Genomic DNA, 15,799 nt, shown 5'->3' with positions numbered 1-15,799 from the left:
TCAGTCATGGGTAATCGCGCCGGAGGACGACGCACGGGACCGAAATGCATTGCCATAGTCGGTCCCTTCGCAAGCGGTAAGACGACACTTCTAGAAGCCATATTGGCCCGCACGGGCGCTATCCCCCGCCAGAACCCGGTTTCCTCGGGCAGCACCGTTTCAGACCATTCGCCAGAGGCACGCGTCCACGCCATGAGCGTCGAGGCGACAATCGCCACCACCGAATTCATGGGCGAGCAGTTCACCTTCGTCGATTGTCCCGGCTCGATCGAATTCTCCTTCGAGGCCGAGCCGGTGCTGGCCGCCTGCGACATAGCAGTGGTCGTGGCCGAGGCCGATGAGAAGAAGATCCCCGCATTGCAGCTCATCATGCGCAAGCTCGACGACCTCGGCGTACCGCGCATCCTGTTCCTCAACAAGGTCGACAAGGCGGTAGCGGGCGTGCGTGACACGCTGAAGATGCTGCAGCCGGCAAGCTCGGTGCCGCTCCTGCTGCGCCAGATTCCGTTGCGCAAGGACGGCGTCGTCATCGGCTCGATCGATCTGGCGCTGGAGCGTGCCTACATCTACCGCGAATATGCCGAAAGCGAAGTGGCTCAGATACCTAGCGACGACAAGGCGCGCGAGCTGGAGGCACGCTTCTCCATGCTGGAGACGCTGGCCGACCATGACGATCAGCTGATGGAACAGCTGCTCGAGGAGATCGAGCCGCCGAAGGACGCGGTCTTCGACGACCTGACCGCCGATCTTCGCGACGGCGTGGTGACGCCGGTGCTGATCGGCACCGCCGAGAAAGGCAACGGCGTGCTGCGCCTCCTGAAGGCGATCCGCCACGACGCGCCCGACATCGAGGCGACCCGCAAGCGGCTCGGTGCCCCGGATGGCAACGCCACACTGGCCCAGGTGATGAAGACCATCCACACGCCGCATGGCGGCAAACTGTCGGTGTCTCGGATCCTGTCCGGTCAGGTCGCCGACGGCCTGGAACTCTGGCTGCCAGGCGGCGGCACCGCCAAGGTCTCCGGCATCTACAAGATGCTGGGCAAGGACCAGGTCAAGCTCACCGCCGCCAAGGCTGGCGATACCGTGGCGCTCGGCAAACTGGACGACGTCAAGACCGGCCAGACGTTGACCTCGACCAAGGGCGGCACCAAGCAGCTGTTCGATGTCGAGCCGCCGCAGCCGGTCTTTGCCTTCGCGCTACGCCCCAAGGAACGCAAGGATGAGGTGAAGATGTCGGCCGCCATCCAGCGGCTGGCCGAGGAGGACCCTTCGCTCAGCCTCCGTCACAACCAGGACTCGGCTGAAACGGTGCTGTCCGGCCATGGCGAGATGCATCTGCGCGTCGTGCGCGAGCGGCTGGAGGGCAAGAACCAGATTCCGGTCGAAGGCCATGCGCCGGCCGTGCCCTATCGCGAGACGATCCGCAAATCGGCGCAACAGCGCGGCCGCCACAAGAAGCAGTCCGGCGGCCATGGCCAGTTCGGCGATGTGGTGATCGAGATCAAGCCGCTGCCGCGCGGTTCCGGCTTCCAGTTCACTGACACCATCACCGGTGGCGTCGTGCCGAAGACCTATATCCAGTCGGTGGAGACGGGCATACGCGACTATCTGAAATCCGGCCCGCTCGGCTTCCCCGTCGTCGACATCGCCGTCAATCTGTCGGATGGCTCCTACCACGCAGTCGATTCTTCCGACATGGCCTTCCAGATGGCAGCGAGGCTGGCGATGAAGGAAGGCATGGCCGCCTGCTCGCCGGTGCTTCTGGAGCCGGTGATGAAAGTGGAGATCGTCACGCCGTCGGACGCCACCTCCAAGATCATCGCGCTGATCCCGCAGCGGCGTGGCCAGATCCTCGGCTATGACGCGCGGCCCGACTGGCCTGGCTGGGACGTCGTCGAGGCGACCATGCCGCAGGCCGAGATCGGCGACCTGATCATCGAGTTGCGTTCGGCGACCTCGGGCGTGGCCAGCTATCACGCCGCCTTCGACCACATGGCCGAACTCACCGGCCGCCTCGCCGACGAAGCGATGAACACCAACGGCAAGGCTGCCTGATTCTCATCCAATGCATGTCGCCCAAAAATGCCCAGCGGTTTGGGCGACATGCATGGAACACATCAAGCGCGTCGCTCTGATGCGCGACGCTTTTGGCGCAGCATCCGTTCTGTTCGGGGGGATAAAACCAAAAACGACGCCCGGGGACCGGACGCCGTTTTGTTTGCGGACCGTTTTCTTGGGAGGAGAAACGGCAGGTCCGCCGCATGTGCAATTGCCGAATCTTCGGCGGAAAAGGTTCGGACGCGGTAGCCGCCTGAGCCCGGCCGTCCGAGTGATGCCCCCATCTCTCGTCCGAACCACACCGCGTCCTATCATCTACTTAGCAGGTCGAGGGTGGCCTTGTCATGTTACCAGAGGTTACATGACACTGTTACGTGGCAGTTCCGGTGAACTTTTCCGCCACCATGGTGGCGTCCGGGCAACAAAAAAGCCGGATCAATGAAGATCCGGCTGAGTTTGATTGGAAGTGCCTGTTAAGGCTAACCTCCAGAGGGGAACACTCGAGGGCGCTAATGGGAGGAGAACGCGCCCAGGAGATGATCTATATATGTGCCCACCATGCCCAAGAAACAAGCATCTATTTTGCAACACACGCATGCAAAAAGACACAGGCTGTGGTCTAACCCATTCCTGACGCCAATAGGACCAGCAGAATCGTCAAAATGGAGCACACAACGGGGCAATTGCCGTCTTGAGAACGTCAATTCCGGACGACTTTGCTCGCAAATGCCGAAAAACACCTGATGAGCTGAAATCAGGCAGTAGTCGTTTAATTCTGAGGCAATCAAGCGCGGGCATCCAATGCGTCCGTTTTCGGCGATCGCCGGCAGCGGCATCTTCCTGATTGCGGCACCCGGCGTGGTCGCCGGACTTATTCCCTGGCTGCTCAGCGATCGCTGGGGCCTGCCATTGTCCGCCGTCCCAGGCTTTCTCCCTGCCGGCGGCGTTCTCATCGTTGCGGCGGCCGGCGTGCTGCTGCATGCCTTCGCCCGCTTCGCACTGGAGGGGCTGGGCACACCCGCCCCTGTCGCGCCCACCGAGAGGCTGGTGATCGGCGGCATCTACCGCCATGTCCGCAACCCGATGTATGTCGCGGTGCTGTCGATCATCCTTGGCCAGGCATTGCTGTTCTCGAGCTGGACGCTTCTCGCCTACGGCGTTGTCGCGGGCGCGACCATGATCACCTTCGTCAAGCTCTATGAGGAGCCGACGCTCGCCAGCCGCTATGGCGCCGAATACGCAACCTACCGCCGCAATGTGCCGGGCTGGCTGCCGAGGCTGACGCCCTGGCGGGGTGGATAGACCACCGCCGCCGGCGCAGCCCCCGTGGGCTAATAGGACCAGCTGCGCGCCTTGGCGATGACGAAGTCGCGGAAGACATGCAGCTTCGCCTGGTTCTTCATCGCGTCGGGATAGGCGAAATAGGTGTCGAAGGACGGCACTTCGGTTTCCGGCAAGAGCTGCACCAGGCCTGAGTCCTTGGAGATCACATAATCGGGCAGCATGGCGATGCCGGCGCCGCCCTGCACGGCGCGCTTGATCGACAGGATATCGTTGATCTGCAGCGTCGGCACCCGCTGGCCGCCTTCGAAATCGCCGACCGTCTCCAGCCAGTTCAGCTCCGACAGATGCGAGGGCACCGGCACGCCGAAGGTGACGATGCGATGGCTCTTCAGCTCGGCGACCGAAGCCGGCTTGCCGTACTTGGCGACATAGGATGGGGCCGCGTAGAGGTGGAAATGCACGGTGAACAGGCGGCGCTGGATCAGGTCCGGCTGCTGCGGCTGGCGCAGCCGGATGGCGCAGTCGGCCTGGCGCATGGTGAGGTCGAGTTCCTCGTTGGCGAGGATCAGTTGCAGGCTGATCTCGGGATAGAGTTCGATGAACTCCTGCACACGTTCGGTCAGCCAGCCGGCACCCAGACCCACCGTCGTCGTCACCCTGAGCACGCCGGAAGGCCGGTCCTTGGTCTCGGTCAGACGCGACTTGATGGTCTCGAGCTTCATCAGCACGTCATGCGCCGTGCGGAACAGCATTTCGCCCTGCTCGGTCAGCACCAGGCCGCGGGCATGCCGGTTGAACAGCGGCACGCCGACATCATGCTCGAGCGCGCTGACCTGCCGCGAGATCGCCGATTGTGAAAGGTGCAGTGTCTCGGCCGCGTGTGTAAACGACCCCGCTTCCGCCGCAGCGTGAAACACGCGTAGCTTGTCCCAGTCCAACGCCATGATACCCCTCGTTCTGTTTGGCGTCTGAATGAAAAATCAGGCTTTTACACGGCGTTTCTAAGCTGATTTTTTAACAATTTTACAAACGCCTATTCCGCCGCCTCGCGATGCACCTCGATGCCCGCCAGGTACTTCTCCGCCTCCAGCGCGGCCATGCAGCCGAGGCCCGCCGCCGTTACCGCCTGGCGGTAGATATCGTCGGTCACGTCGCCCGCCGCGAACACGCCGGGCACGTCGGTGCGGGTCGAATCCGGCGCCGTCCACAGATAGCCGTTCGGCTTCTGCTTCAGCTTGCCGACGAACAGCTCGACCGCCGGCGCGTGGCCGATCGCCACGAACACGCCATCGACCTTGAGGTGCGTTTCGGCACCGGTCACCGCATGCTTGAGCTTGAGCCCTTCGACGGAAGGCGGCAGCGGCGCCTTGCCGGGGCGCCCGGTGATCTCGTCGACGATCGTGTCCCAGATGACGCGGACATTGTCCTTCTGCAGCAGCCGCTCGCGCAGGATGCGCTCGGCGCGGAAATCCGAGCGCCTGTGGATGACCGTCACGCTCTTGGCGAGGTTCGACAAATAGAGCGCCTCTTCCACCGCTGAATTGCCGCCGCCAACCACGGCGACATCCTTGCCGCGATAGAAGAAGCCGTCGCAGGTGGCGCAGGCCGAGACGCCGAAACCCATGAAGTCCTGTTCGGTCGGAATGCCCAGCCACTTGGCTTGCGCGCCGGTGGCGATGATCAGCGCGTCAGCGGTGTAGGTCGTGCCGGAATCGCCCTTGGCGCGGAACGGCCGTACGTTGAGGTCGACCTCGGTGATGATGTCGTTGATGATATCGGTGCCGACATGCTCGGCCTGCTTGAGCATCTGCTCCATCAGCCACGGCCCCTGGATCGGGTCGGCGAAGCCGGGATAGTTCTCGACATCGGTGGTGATCATCAACTGGCCGCCCTGCTGCAGGCCGGCGACCAGCATCGGCTTCAGCATGGCACGTGCGGCATAGACCGCCGCCGTATAGCCGGCCGGGCCGGAACCGATGATGAGAACAGGCGCGTGCTTGGTGGTCATTTGAAGCCTCTGCGGGGCAGACAGGGAGTGTGCCTTGGGAAATAGCATGGAATGTCGCGTCTAATGTAAGGGTTGCCAACCATGCCAGCAAGACGAACGGGCCGTCGTCCCCGGAAAGCTTCGGCCCGTGGATTATTCGCGCGACGGTCGCATTCGTTACCGGTCAAAAATCGCGTTGATGAGGGCTGGCGCCAACACAAAAGTCGTTTAATTACAAAATTGCGAAAGATTCTTGCGCCGAGCTGAGACAGCCATGCCCCTGAAAGCCGACCTCGACGCCATCGACTGGAAGATTCTGCGTGAGTTGCAGGCGGACGGGCGCATGACCAATGTCGAGCTCTCGAACCGGGTCGGCATTTCGGCGCCGCCCTGCCTGCGCCGGGTCAAGCGGCTGGAGGAAACCGGCATCATCCGCGGCTATCGGGCGTTGCTCAATGCCCCGGCGCTCGGCCTCGACGTCGTTGCCTTCTGCCTGGTCGGGCTGCACCATCAGGCCGATGCCGAGCTTCGCACCTTCGCCGAGCGCACGCGCGGCTGGCCGATCGTGCGCGATGCCTGGATGGTGTCGGGCGAATCCGATTTCCTGCTGCACTGCGTGGCAAGCGACCTCGGCGCCTTCCAGACCTTTGTCATCGAGGAACTGACCTCGACGCCGAATGTCGACACGGTGCGCACCGCGCTCACCATCCGACGGGTCAAGGATGAAGGGCTGGTCTCGTTCGAGCGATCTTGAGGCCAGGCGAACGCCTGCGCGCCTGCCCCCCCGCGAATTCCTGGCCTTCGCCACACCGGCGCCGCGTTGGTGTCCGACAGACGCTCATGGATCGCTCCGCCGAACTTCGCCGCTTGGTTGGTTTCTCATGCAATTCTTGGAAAAATGTATAACGGTTTTCCGCCCGGGACTGCGTAAGAACAGATAGCGCAAGCAGCGTTGTTCCGAGGACGATCCGCCATGGGAAGGGGACCATGACTCGATTTGCAAGCCCGGTCTCGGCGCTTATCATCTGCATGGACGAGGTCGATATGATCGGCCCGTGCCTGGAAAGCATCGATTTCTGCGCCGAGATCGTCATCGTCGATTCCGGTTCGACGGACGGCACCGTCGAATGCGTGCGAAGCTATATCGCCAAAGGCTACCCGATAAGGCTGCTGCACAATGACTGGCCGGGTTTTCCCCGTCAGCGGCAATTCGCGCTCGACCATGCCAATCAGCCCTGGTGTCTTTCCATCGATCCTGATGAACGCGTCGATGACCGGCTGCGGCAGTCGATCGTGGCCATCACGCAATCGACCAACGACAAGATCCACGGCTGGTACATCCGCCGCCGAGACTGGCTGAAGGGCTACGGCTATGCGCACCGCTGGGTGCTGCACAACAGGCTGATGCGGCTTTTCCGCCGCGAAGGCGCCACCATGGATCTCACCGCGCGGGTGCATGAATCCTTTGGCGTGCCGGGCGAGACCGGCACGATCGAGGACGGTGTCCTGCTGCATCGCCGCGAAATATCGGTCGAGGACGATGTTGCCCGGGCCAACGCCTATTCCAGCCTGAAGGCCGTCACGCTGGTCGAGAAGGGCAAGAAGCCCGGCCTGCTGCGGCTGGTGCTGTCGCCGCTTGGCAACTTCCTGAAATTCTACCTGGCCAAGCGCTACTTCCTTTGCGGCCGGCACGGTTTCGTCTACTCGATGTCGGTGATGATCTATTCCTTCGCCACGGAGGCGAAACTCTATGAAGCCTCCGACCGCAACGATCCCGTGTAAGCCGTCAGGTTCGGATCAGGATCTGTTGTCCCCGCCGAGCGTGTCGATAGCGGCGAGCAGGCCGCCAAGGTCATCGCCGCCATCCAGGCGCCGGATTGCGAAGCCAGGCTGCATCGCCGCCTCCCCTCCCACCAGCCAGCCTTGTGCCAAGCCGGCGCGCCGTCCCGCCTGCATGTCCGCCGGCTTGTCACCGACGATCAAAGAGCGCTGGAGATCGAGGTCGAGGCGCTTGCCCGCCTCGATCAGCATGCCCGGATTGGGCTTGCGCATCGGATGATCGGCAATGGCGAGCGGCCCGATGCCGGCCTCGTGATAGGCACAGGCCAGAACCATGTCGACGAACACGCTCTGTTCGCGCAGCAGCTCCAGCACGCGGCGGTTGACCGCCGCAAACACGCTCCAGTCGAAATAGCCGCGCGCGATACCGGACTGGTTGGTGACCACGACGACCGGGACACCGGCCCGATTCGCGGCCGCAATCGCCGGCAGCATCTGCGGCCTGAGCGCGATCTCGGCCGGGTCGCTCGGATAGTCCGTGTCGACATTGATGGTTCCGTCGCGGTCGAGGAACAGCGCCGGCGTACCTTTGGGAAAGACCTCCTTGCCGACCCGCTCGACCCACAGGCCCGGTTCGGTCAGAGGGTACGGCTCCTCTCTGCCGTCAGCCTCCACTCCGTCAGCCATTGTGCAGGCGGGCTTCCACCACCTCGCACAGATGATGGTAGAGGCACAGGTGCCCCTGCTGGATGATGGGCGTCGAGGTCGAGGGCACGTTGAGCAGGATGTCGCACAGCGGCTTGAGCTTGCCGCCCGTGTCGCCGGTCAGGCCGATCACCGTCATATCCATCATCCGCGCCTGTTCGGCGGCAGCGAGGATGCTCGGTGAATTGCCGCTGGTCGAGATCGCCAGCAGCACGCCGCCGGCCGAGCCATGCGCCTCGACCTGGCGCGAGAACACCGTGTCGAAACCGTAATCATTGCCCCAGGCCGTCAGCACCGCGGCATTGGCCGGCAATGCGATGACATTGTAGGCCTTGCGCTCCTTGAGGAAGCGGCCGACCAGCTCGCCGGCTATGTGGATGGCATCGCTGGCCGAGCCGCCATTGCCGCAGATCAAAAAAGCCTTCCCAGACGAAAGCGCCGTCACCACGGCGCTCACCGCCCGCTCCATCTCGCCGGTAAGGTCGCGCTCGACCATGGCGGTAATCGCCGCCGCCGAGCGGACCAGATAATCGTTCAGTTCGGACATGGAACCCTCAGTTGGTGGTGCCGGAACGCATTTTGCCAATGGTGTTGGTGGTGCTCTTGCCGGCAACGAGATCGACCAGCACGACGCGCCCGCCGGCCTTCTGCACCACATCGGCGCCAACCACGGTGTCGATCGTGTAATCCGCGCCCTTGACCAGAATGTCGGGCAGGAGCGCCTCGATCAGCGCCAGCGGTGTATCCTCATCGAACACCACGACGGCGTCGACCGAGGCAAGCGCCGCGAGCACGCAGGCGCGGTCATGCTGGTCGTTGACCGGTCGTCCTGGCCCTTTCAGCCGCCGCACCGAGGCGTCGCTGTTGAGGCCGAGCACCAGCCGGTCGCACTGGCTGCGCGCCGCGTGCAGCAGGCTGACATGGCCGGCATGCAGGATATCGAAACAGCCATTGGTGAAGCCGACGCTCAGGCCCTCTTCCTTCCAGGCCGCCACCATGCGCGCGGCCGACGTGGCATCGAGGATGGCGTCCTTGTGCGCGGTCGGTCCGTGCGAGCGGAACAGCGCGCCGGTCAATTCCTCGACCGTCAGCCGCGCGGTGCCGCGCTTGGCCACCACGACGCCGCCGGCCGCATTGGCGATCGAGGCGGCGGCGACAGGATCGGCGCCGGCGGCAAGCGCCAGCGCGAAGCTCGCGATCACGGTGTCGCCGGCACCTGAAACGTCGAACACTTCGCGCGCCTGGGTGGCGATGTGGCGCGCTTCGTCGGGGCCGACCACGCTCATGCCCTTTTCACTGCGGGTGGCGACGACGAAGTCGAGGCCATGCGCTGAAATCAGTTCGCGGGCGGCCTCGACGATCTCGTCATCGGCGAACACCGCATGGCCGACGGCCTCGCCAAGCTCCTTGCGGTTGGGGGTGATGGCGGTCGCCCCGGCGTAGCGCGCGTAATCGCGGCCCTTCGGATCGACCAGCACCGGTTTTCCCGCCCCGCGGCAGATGGCGATCAGTTCGGCGGCGACGCCGTCGAGCAGGATGCCCTTGCCGTAATCGGACAGGATGACGATGTCGGCCTCGTCGAGTGCCGCGCGAAAATGCCGGATCAGCCCCGCCCGCTCAATGCTGTCGAGCGGCTTGACCTCTTCCTCGTCGAAGCGCAGCACCTGCTGGTTGAGCGCGCTGAAGCGGCTCTTGGACGAGGTCATGCGGCCGCGCTGCTGCGCCAGGCCCGCCGTGTCGGCGCCAAGCGCGCCGAGCATCCGCACCAGGCTGTCGCCGGCAGCGTCCGTGCCGATCACAGAAACCGGAATGGCACGCGCGCCAAGCGAAACGATGTTGGCCACGACGTTGCCGGCGCCGCCCATGGCCGAGGTTTCGCCGCGCCCGTGCAGCACGGGGATCGGCGCCTCCGGCGAAATCCGCTCGATGATCCCATTGACGAAACGGTCGAGGATGATGTCGCCGACCACCAGCACGGCGACGTCGCCAAAGCGCGCAATGGCGCGGTGCAAGGGTTCGGGAGAAGGCGGATTGTGCTTGATCATGTCACTGGTAACGCGCTGGGAAACCGTCTCTGGACTATATGGGGTCGGTTGGCGGGACCGATCGTTCGTGCCTGCCGATATACCGCAATTCGAGCCGGCGCAACGGCGGCGCCGCGTCAGCTCTTCTGCAAGGCAACGTGGACGCCGAGCCCGACCAGCACCGCGCCGCCTGCCCGCTGCATCAGCCGCTGCGCACGGCTCGAACGCCGCAGCCGGCCGATCACCAGGCCGGCAAGGAAGACGCAGACGATGTCGGCCGAGGAGAACATCAGGTTGACGATGGTGCCGAGCACGACGAATTGCAGCCAGACCGGAAACGCCGCCGAGGCATCGATGAACTGCGGCAGGAACGCCATGAAGAAGATCGCGGTCTTGGGATTGAGCACCTCGACGGTGATGCTCTCGAAGAAGGCGCGGCGCGCCGACTTGCGCTCGATGACGGGCAACGCCGCGTCACCCTCCCCGCGCTTGCGAAACAGCGAGACACCGAGCCAGATCAGGTAGAGCGCACCGACCAGCTTGACCGCCATGTAAAGCGGCGGCACGGCGTGGAACAGCACCGACAGGCCGGCAGCAGCGGCAAGGACGTGCACATAGCCGCCCAGATGAATGCCGAGCGCCGCCGTCAGTCCCGACCAGCGCCCGCGCGCCATGGTCTGCGCGGCTGCGTAGAGCATGGCCGGACCGGGAATATAGGCGAAGATCGCCGTGGTGGCGAAAAACGCGATGAGCAGTTCGGTCGACGGCATTCTCTTGTCCCTTATGATCCTGCCCTGTCCGATTGCAGACCTTTCAGTCAGCCCGTGGGATGGCTTTGGATTGGCCTGCGCGAACAGCCGCAATGAAAGCCGATATGACTTTTTTGTGGAACGACGGACTGAATGCGCCGATACGCGCACCCGGTTCGAAATAGGCCGGCGATTCCAGAATATCGTGGTTGTACTCGTCGACTATGACCCAAAGGGGAATAGGGTCAAGGCCGGCGCGGCGGCGTTCAATTTCCGGAACGCGAACGGCGATGCGATCACGGCCCGGCTGCGTGGAGGTGATGGCAAGGATGAAAAGGTTCGTGCCTCCGGCTTTTCCGGGAAGAACGGCGACAAAGGCGACAGGCCTCGTCTTGCGGCCTTCGGTCTCGCCGTCTCCATGTTGGCGATGCCACAGATATGGATATCGCCAGGCGTCCGCGGCGACCGGTTTAGTCACCGTTCAGTTCCGCGGCGTACTCCTCCAGCATCTCGACATGTTCCAGCGGTGCATCCTCCGCCGCGTAGGCGCGACGGCTATCGGTGCCGAAGCGCGCTTCGTAGGTCTCGATGCTCATCAGGACGTATCTCGGCTTGTTGTGGCGAGTGATGGAGACCGGCTGCTGGCTGGCAGCCGCGAGCACGTCGCCGAGATTCTGTTTCAGATCAGTCGATGTATAGTGTTTCATTGGACACTCCGTTTTGCCATAATAGACAAAATGGACAAAACAGACAAGCCTGAACGGGCGAGCCCGAGCGACCGCCTGCTTTGTCGACAGCCCGGCTGGCCTCGCCTATAAGGACCGGAATCGCAAGCAACCAGAGGCCTTCATGATCATCGTCACGGGCGGCGCCGGCATGATCGGCTCAAACATCGTCGCCGCGCTCAACGTCGAAGGCCATGACGACATCGTCGTCGTCGACGACCTCACCGACGGCCACAAGATCGCCAACCTCGCCGATCTCAAAATCGCCGACTACCTCGACAAGGACGATTTCCTGCCCCGCATCGAGGCCGGATCGCTCGGCCGCATCGAGGCCGTCTTCCACCAGGGCGCCTGCTCGACCACCACCGAATGGAACGGCAAGTTCATGATGGAGGTCAACTACGCCTATTCGAAGCGGCTGCTGCATGCCTGCCAGACGCTGCGCGTGCCCTTCCTCTACGCCTCTTCCGCGTCCGTCTATGGCGGCGGTTCCGAATTTCGCGAGGAGCCGGCGCTGGAGCGGCCGCTCAACGTCTATGCCTATTCGAAGAAACTGTTCGACGACTATGTCAGGCGCACCGCCTTCGACACCGACCATTCGCAGGTCGCGGGCCTGCGCTACTTCAACGTCTATGGCCCACGCGAGGCGCACAAGGGCGCCATGGCCTCGGTCGCCTTTCATCTGTTCAACCAGGTCGAGCGGGGCGAGAACCCGAAACTGTTCGGCGCCTATGATGGCTTCGGACCGGGCGAGCAGAGCCGCGACTTCATCCATGTCGGCGACATCGCCGATGTCAATCTGTGGCTGTGGAAGCGCGGCTCGAGCGGCATCTTCAACTGCGGCACCGGCCGCGCCCAGCCGTTTCGTGCCATCGCCGAAACCGTCATCGACACGCTGGGCAAAGGCGAGATCGAGTTCATCGAATTCCCCGACCACCTCAAGGGCAGCTACCAGAGCTTTACGCAAGCTGATATGTCCCGCTTGCGCGCGGCCGGTTATAACGGTCAATTCCGGAGCGTCGAAACTGGCGTCAGAGACTATGTCGAATGGCTGAAAGCCCAACGATCCTCGTGATCGGCCCACGCTGGGTGGGCGATATGGTGATGGCGCAGTGCCTGTTCTCGGCGCTGAAGGAGTTCCATCCCAACGTCGCGATCGACGTGCTGGCGCCCGCCTGGGCCGCCCCGCTGGTCAAGCGCATGCCTGAAATACGCCAGCAGATCGACTTTCCGCTAAAGCCGGGCGCGCTCGAATTCACCCATCGCCGCCGTTTCGGCCGCCTGCTGCGCGGCCGCTACGACATGGCCTATATCCTGCCGGGCAGCTGGAAATCGGCGCTGATCCCGTTCTTTGCCCGCATTCCGCGCCGTTTCGGCCATCTGCGTGAAATGCGCTATGGACTGCTGACCGACATCGTGCCGCTGCCCGATGCCGTGAAACGGCGCACCGCGCAGGCCTATTTCGGCCTCGCCCAGGGCGGCACTTTCCGAGCGCCTCATCTAACCGTGGACACCAGTAACCAAGCCGTCCTGCTCGAGCGTTTCGGGCTGACGCCGCAAAAATTCGTGGCCCTGATGCCCGGCGCCGAGTTCGGCCCGGCCAAGCGCTGGCCGAGCGAAAGCTATGCCGGGCTTGCCCGCGAATTCATGGGCAAGGGCTTGAAAGTCGCGCTGTTCGGATCGAAGAACGACCGCGACGTGACGGCGGAGATCGCGGCCCTCGCGCCTGGCGTCATCGACCTCGCAGGCCAGACGCGGCTGGAAGACGCCATCGATCTGATCGCCGCCGCCAGGCTGGCCGTCTCCAACGACAGCGGCCTGATGCATGTCGCCGCGGCTGTCGGCACGCCCATCGTTGCGGTCTATGGTTCGACCTCGCCGCAAAACACGCCGCCACTGGCGGAGCGTCGTGAACTGGTCTGGCTCGGCCTGTCCTGCTCGCCCTGCCACCGCAAGGTCTGCCCGCTCGGCCATCTCAATTGCCTCAAGACATTGGAAGTCGGGCAGGTTGCGGCGGCGGCGGACCGGCTGCTGGAACTTCCGGCAGCGGCATGAAGGTCCTCATCGTCAAGACATCGTCCATGGGCGATGTCATCCACACATTTCCGGCCGTCGAGGATGCCAGCCTCGTCAGGCCGGACATATCCTTCGACTGGTGCGTCGAGGAGGCGTTCGCCGGCATCGTGGCGCTCCATCCGGCGATCGGCAGGATCCACACGGTCGCCATCCGGCGCTGGCGCAAGGCACTGTTCAATGGCGGCACCTGGCGCGAGGCGGCCGCCCTGCGCCGAACCTTGCGGTCATGCCACTATGACCTGGTCATCGATGCACAGGGCCTGCTGAAATCGGCGCTTGTGGCGCGGCAGGCCGGCGCGCCGATCGCCGGCTTCGACCGGTCGAGCGCGCGCGAACCTTCGGCGACGCTGTTTTATGACGTCAACTATAGTGTGCCCCGCGACCTGCACGCCATCGAGCGGACAAGGCGGCTGTTCGGACTGGCGCTTGGCTACCAGCCCGATCTTTCGACGCTCAATTCCGGCATTGTGCCGCCGGCTGGCACGATCGCCAACATCCGCGGCAAGACCGCCTTCCTGCTGCACGGGACCAGCCGGGAGGACAAGAAATGGCCGGTCGAAGACTGGATCGGAACCGCCCGGCTGCTGGTCGACCGGGGCATGACGCCTGTCACCACCTGGTCGAATGAGCGCGAGAAGATTGTGGCCGAAGCGATCGGCAAGGCCGTGCCGTCCACGGTCGTGGTGCCGAAGTCACCGCTGGCCGACATCGCCGCCATCCTCGGCCGCTCGACGCTGGTGATCGGCGCCGACACCGGGCTTACACACCTCGCCAGCGGCTTCGGACTGCCGACAGTCGCGGTGTTCCTGGCGACGGAGCCGGGTTTGACCGGCCCGCGCGGGCCGTATGCGTCGACACTGCTGGCCGCGCCCGGTGGTCGTGTTGTACCAGCGGAGGTGATAGCGGAGGCGGAGAGATTGCTGGAGCTTAGCCAGGCAAATATCGGCGAAGATTGATGCTTCGATCGAAACAGTCGGAAAGTCGGCGCCGCCCCTCATCCGCCTGCCGGCACCTTCTCCCCGTATAGGGACGGGGAGAAGAGAGCTGGGCGCAACCTTGGCGGCCTTCTTGCAATGCTGGCGATTAGCGAAATCATCTATGACGGCGTTCCTTCTCCCCGTCCCTATACGGGGAGAAGTGCCCGGCAGGGCGATGAGGGGCAGCGCCGACCTTGGCTTGAAGTGCGGACAGTACGAAACCGCCCCGTCAAACTCCCTAAATAAACTGCACCTGGACGATCTCATAGCCGCGCGCACCACCTGGCGCATTGACCTCGATGGCGTCGCCGACTTCCTTGCCGATGAGCGCCCGCGCGATCGGCGAGGAGATCGAGATGCGGCCGGACTTCACGTCGGCTTCCTGGTCGCCGACGATCTGGTAGGTCTTCTTTTCCTCGGTGTCCTCATCGACCAGCACGACGGTGGCGCCGAACTTGACCTTGTCGCCGCTGAGCTTGGTGACGTCGATCACCTCGGCGCGCGCGATCAGGTCCTCGAGTTCGTTGACGCGGCCCTCATTGAGGCTCTGCGCCTCCTTGGCGGCGTGATATTCGGCATTTTCGGACAGGTCGCCATGCGAGCGCGCCTCGGAGATCGCCTCGATGATGCGCGGCCGCTCTTCCTGCTGGCGCCAACGCAGTTCTTCCTTCAATGACGCGAACCCCTCGCCTGTCATCGGGACCTTGTTCATAATGCCTGACCTTTCTGCCGCCGCCCCCGCGTTTCGGGGGAAGCCTTGTCGTTGGGTACAAAAAGAAAACGGTCCGGCAGCCTCGGGCTAACGGAACCGTTTCACCGCAATTTCCCCCAATATAGCAATCTTCGCGGGTTTTTCACGCCCAAAAAAGCGGTTTTGCAAAAATCGTCACCGCTTTCGCGAGCCGGGCGGCGGCGAGGCAAGGCGGCGACAAAAAGCGGCCGCGATCGCTCGCGGCCGCTTCGAGACCCTTGGACGCCAGGTCAGCTCCGCATGAAATGGTCGATCTGCTCGGCCAGCATGCCGTATTCGCGCGATCCCTTGCCGGTGCGCTTCTCGATCTCCACCAGTTGCTGCTGGGCGCCGGCCAGATCGCCGATCTGCAGATGCGCTTCGCCGAGATATTCGCGCACCAGCGTGTAGTTCGGGTCGATGCGCAGCGCCTCTTCGTAGTAGCCGAGCCCGACGGCAACACGGCCGGAATGGCGGTGCGAATAGCCGAGATAGTTCAGGATGCGCGGATCCTGCTTGTTGGCGGCAAGGGTGAGCACCGAGATCGCCTCGTCATAGCGCCCGGCCATCGCCAGGTCGTGACCGGCTTCATAGATGCTGTCGTCGTCCAGCATGCCTTCCTGAGGCGCGACGCACTTTTTCTTCTTATTGTCCCAGACTTCGCCCTTCTTGCACTGACTGACGGTCTGGCCACCGCCACCC

The 15,799-nt window shown here is 63.7% G+C and carries 17 protein-coding genes; 7 read left to right on the top strand and 10 right to left on the bottom strand.

The window, feature by feature from the left end; all coding sequences use genetic code 11:
- Window positions 1-6: 6 nt before the first annotated feature.
- Both FJ958_RS17290 and FJ958_RS17285 read left to right on the top strand, forming a co-directional pair.
- Window positions 7-2,058 (top strand): elongation factor G, encoded by a 2,052-nt coding sequence (locus FJ958_RS17290; RefSeq protein ID WP_140744406.1) that lies wholly within the window; start codon window positions 7-9, stop codon window positions 2,056-2,058.
- A gap of 804 nt (window positions 2,059-2,862) precedes the next feature.
- Window positions 2,863-3,363 (top strand): isoprenylcysteine carboxylmethyltransferase family protein, encoded by a 501-nt coding sequence (locus FJ958_RS17285; RefSeq protein WP_140744405.1) that lies wholly within the window; start codon window positions 2,863-2,865, stop codon window positions 3,361-3,363.
- Window positions 3,364-3,392: 29 nt separating this feature from the next.
- On the opposite strand, the gene FJ958_RS17280 is transcribed toward FJ958_RS17285, so the two are convergent.
- Together FJ958_RS17280 and trxB are read right to left on the bottom strand one after the other, a co-directional pair.
- Complete coding sequence (locus tag FJ958_RS17280) at window positions 3,393-4,289, bottom strand: LysR family transcriptional regulator (protein ID WP_140744404.1); 897 nt, start codon at window positions 4,287-4,289, stop codon at window positions 3,393-3,395.
- Window positions 4,290-4,378: 89 nt separating this feature from the next.
- The gene (gene trxB, locus FJ958_RS17275; RefSeq protein ID WP_140744403.1) at window positions 4,379-5,353 is read right to left on the bottom strand and encodes a thioredoxin-disulfide reductase; all 975 of its coding nucleotides are present in this window, start codon (window positions 5,351-5,353) and stop codon (window positions 4,379-4,381) included.
- Between the two features lie 253 nt (window positions 5,354-5,606).
- Between trxB and FJ958_RS17270 the strand changes: the two genes are divergently transcribed.
- Both FJ958_RS17270 and FJ958_RS17265 read left to right on the top strand, forming a co-directional pair.
- Window positions 5,607-6,086 carry an Lrp/AsnC family transcriptional regulator gene (locus FJ958_RS17270; RefSeq protein WP_140613115.1) on the top strand — a complete coding sequence of 160 codons (480 nt, stop codon included), beginning with the start codon at window positions 5,607-5,609 and terminating at the stop codon, window positions 6,084-6,086.
- 233 nt (window positions 6,087-6,319) lie between these two features.
- A complete protein-coding gene (locus tag FJ958_RS17265; RefSeq protein ID WP_140744402.1) occupies window positions 6,320-7,114 on the top strand; it encodes a glycosyltransferase family 2 protein in 795 nt (264 codons plus the stop codon).
- Window positions 7,115-7,129: 15 nt separating this feature from the next.
- On the opposite strand, the gene gmhB is transcribed toward FJ958_RS17265, so the two are convergent.
- The 6 genes from gmhB to FJ958_RS17235 all read right to left on the bottom strand — a co-directional run bounded on the left by gmhB (window position 7,130) and on the right by FJ958_RS17235 (window position 11,296).
- Window positions 7,130-7,798 carry a D-glycero-beta-D-manno-heptose 1,7-bisphosphate 7-phosphatase gene (gene gmhB, locus FJ958_RS17260; RefSeq protein WP_140744401.1) on the bottom strand — a complete coding sequence of 223 codons (669 nt, stop codon included), beginning with the start codon at window positions 7,796-7,798 and terminating at the stop codon, window positions 7,130-7,132.
- Window positions 7,791-8,363 (bottom strand): SIS domain-containing protein, encoded by a 573-nt coding sequence (locus FJ958_RS17255; RefSeq protein WP_140744400.1) that lies wholly within the window; start codon window positions 8,361-8,363, stop codon window positions 7,791-7,793. The genes gmhB and FJ958_RS17255 overlap by 8 nt, the downstream gene beginning before the upstream one ends.
- Before the next feature lie 7 nt (window positions 8,364-8,370).
- Window positions 8,371-9,861 (bottom strand): D-glycero-beta-D-manno-heptose-7-phosphate kinase, encoded by a 1,491-nt coding sequence (rfaE1, locus tag FJ958_RS17250; protein WP_140744399.1) that lies wholly within the window; start codon window positions 9,859-9,861, stop codon window positions 8,371-8,373.
- Between the two features lie 116 nt (window positions 9,862-9,977).
- Complete coding sequence (locus FJ958_RS17245) at window positions 9,978-10,610, bottom strand: LysE family translocator (protein WP_140744398.1); 633 nt, start codon at window positions 10,608-10,610, stop codon at window positions 9,978-9,980.
- Between the two features lie 43 nt (window positions 10,611-10,653).
- Entirely contained in the window at window positions 10,654-11,067 is a 414-nt protein-coding gene (locus FJ958_RS17240; RefSeq protein ID WP_246679615.1) for a hypothetical protein, read from the bottom strand.
- On the bottom strand, window positions 11,060-11,296 hold the full coding sequence (locus FJ958_RS17235) for a type II toxin-antitoxin system Phd/YefM family antitoxin (RefSeq protein WP_140744397.1): 237 nt from the start codon (window positions 11,294-11,296) through the stop codon (window positions 11,060-11,062). Before FJ958_RS17235 ends, FJ958_RS17240 begins: the two co-directional genes overlap by 8 nt.
- A 142-nt stretch (window positions 11,297-11,438) precedes the next feature.
- On the opposite strand from FJ958_RS17235, the gene rfaD reads away from it, so the two are divergent.
- The 3 genes from rfaD to waaC are packed head-to-tail and all read left to right on the top strand — an operon-like array spanning window position 11,439 to window position 14,346.
- A complete protein-coding gene (rfaD, locus tag FJ958_RS17230; RefSeq protein WP_140744396.1) occupies window positions 11,439-12,389 on the top strand; it encodes an ADP-glyceromanno-heptose 6-epimerase in 951 nt (316 codons plus the stop codon).
- Complete coding sequence (gene waaF, locus FJ958_RS17225) at window positions 12,362-13,369, top strand: lipopolysaccharide heptosyltransferase II (RefSeq protein ID WP_140744395.1); 1,008 nt, start codon at window positions 12,362-12,364, stop codon at window positions 13,367-13,369. Before rfaD ends, waaF begins: the two co-directional genes overlap by 28 nt.
- Window positions 13,366-14,346 (top strand): lipopolysaccharide heptosyltransferase I, encoded by a 981-nt coding sequence (gene waaC / locus FJ958_RS17220; protein ID WP_140744394.1) that lies wholly within the window; start codon window positions 13,366-13,368, stop codon window positions 14,344-14,346. The genes waaF and waaC overlap by 4 nt, the downstream gene beginning before the upstream one ends.
- A 259-nt stretch (window positions 14,347-14,605) precedes the next feature.
- On the opposite strand, the gene greA is transcribed toward waaC, so the two are convergent.
- Both greA and FJ958_RS17205 read right to left on the bottom strand, forming a co-directional pair.
- On the bottom strand, window positions 14,606-15,079 hold the full coding sequence (gene greA / locus FJ958_RS17210; RefSeq protein WP_008877613.1) for a transcription elongation factor GreA: 474 nt from the start codon (window positions 15,077-15,079) through the stop codon (window positions 14,606-14,608).
- Window positions 15,080-15,348: 269 nt separating this feature from the next.
- Window positions 15,349-15,799, bottom strand: a 451-nt coding sequence (locus FJ958_RS17205; protein WP_140744393.1) for a tetratricopeptide repeat protein, incomplete at its 5' end; no start/stop codon positions are given.

It is taken from the genome of Mesorhizobium sp. B2-3-5 (assembly GCF_006442395.1).
Lineage (GTDB): Bacteria > Pseudomonadota > Alphaproteobacteria > Rhizobiales > Rhizobiaceae > Mesorhizobium.
The sequence above is the reverse complement of the archived record's forward strand: the minus strand, read 5'-3'. Positions and strand labels throughout refer to the sequence as shown.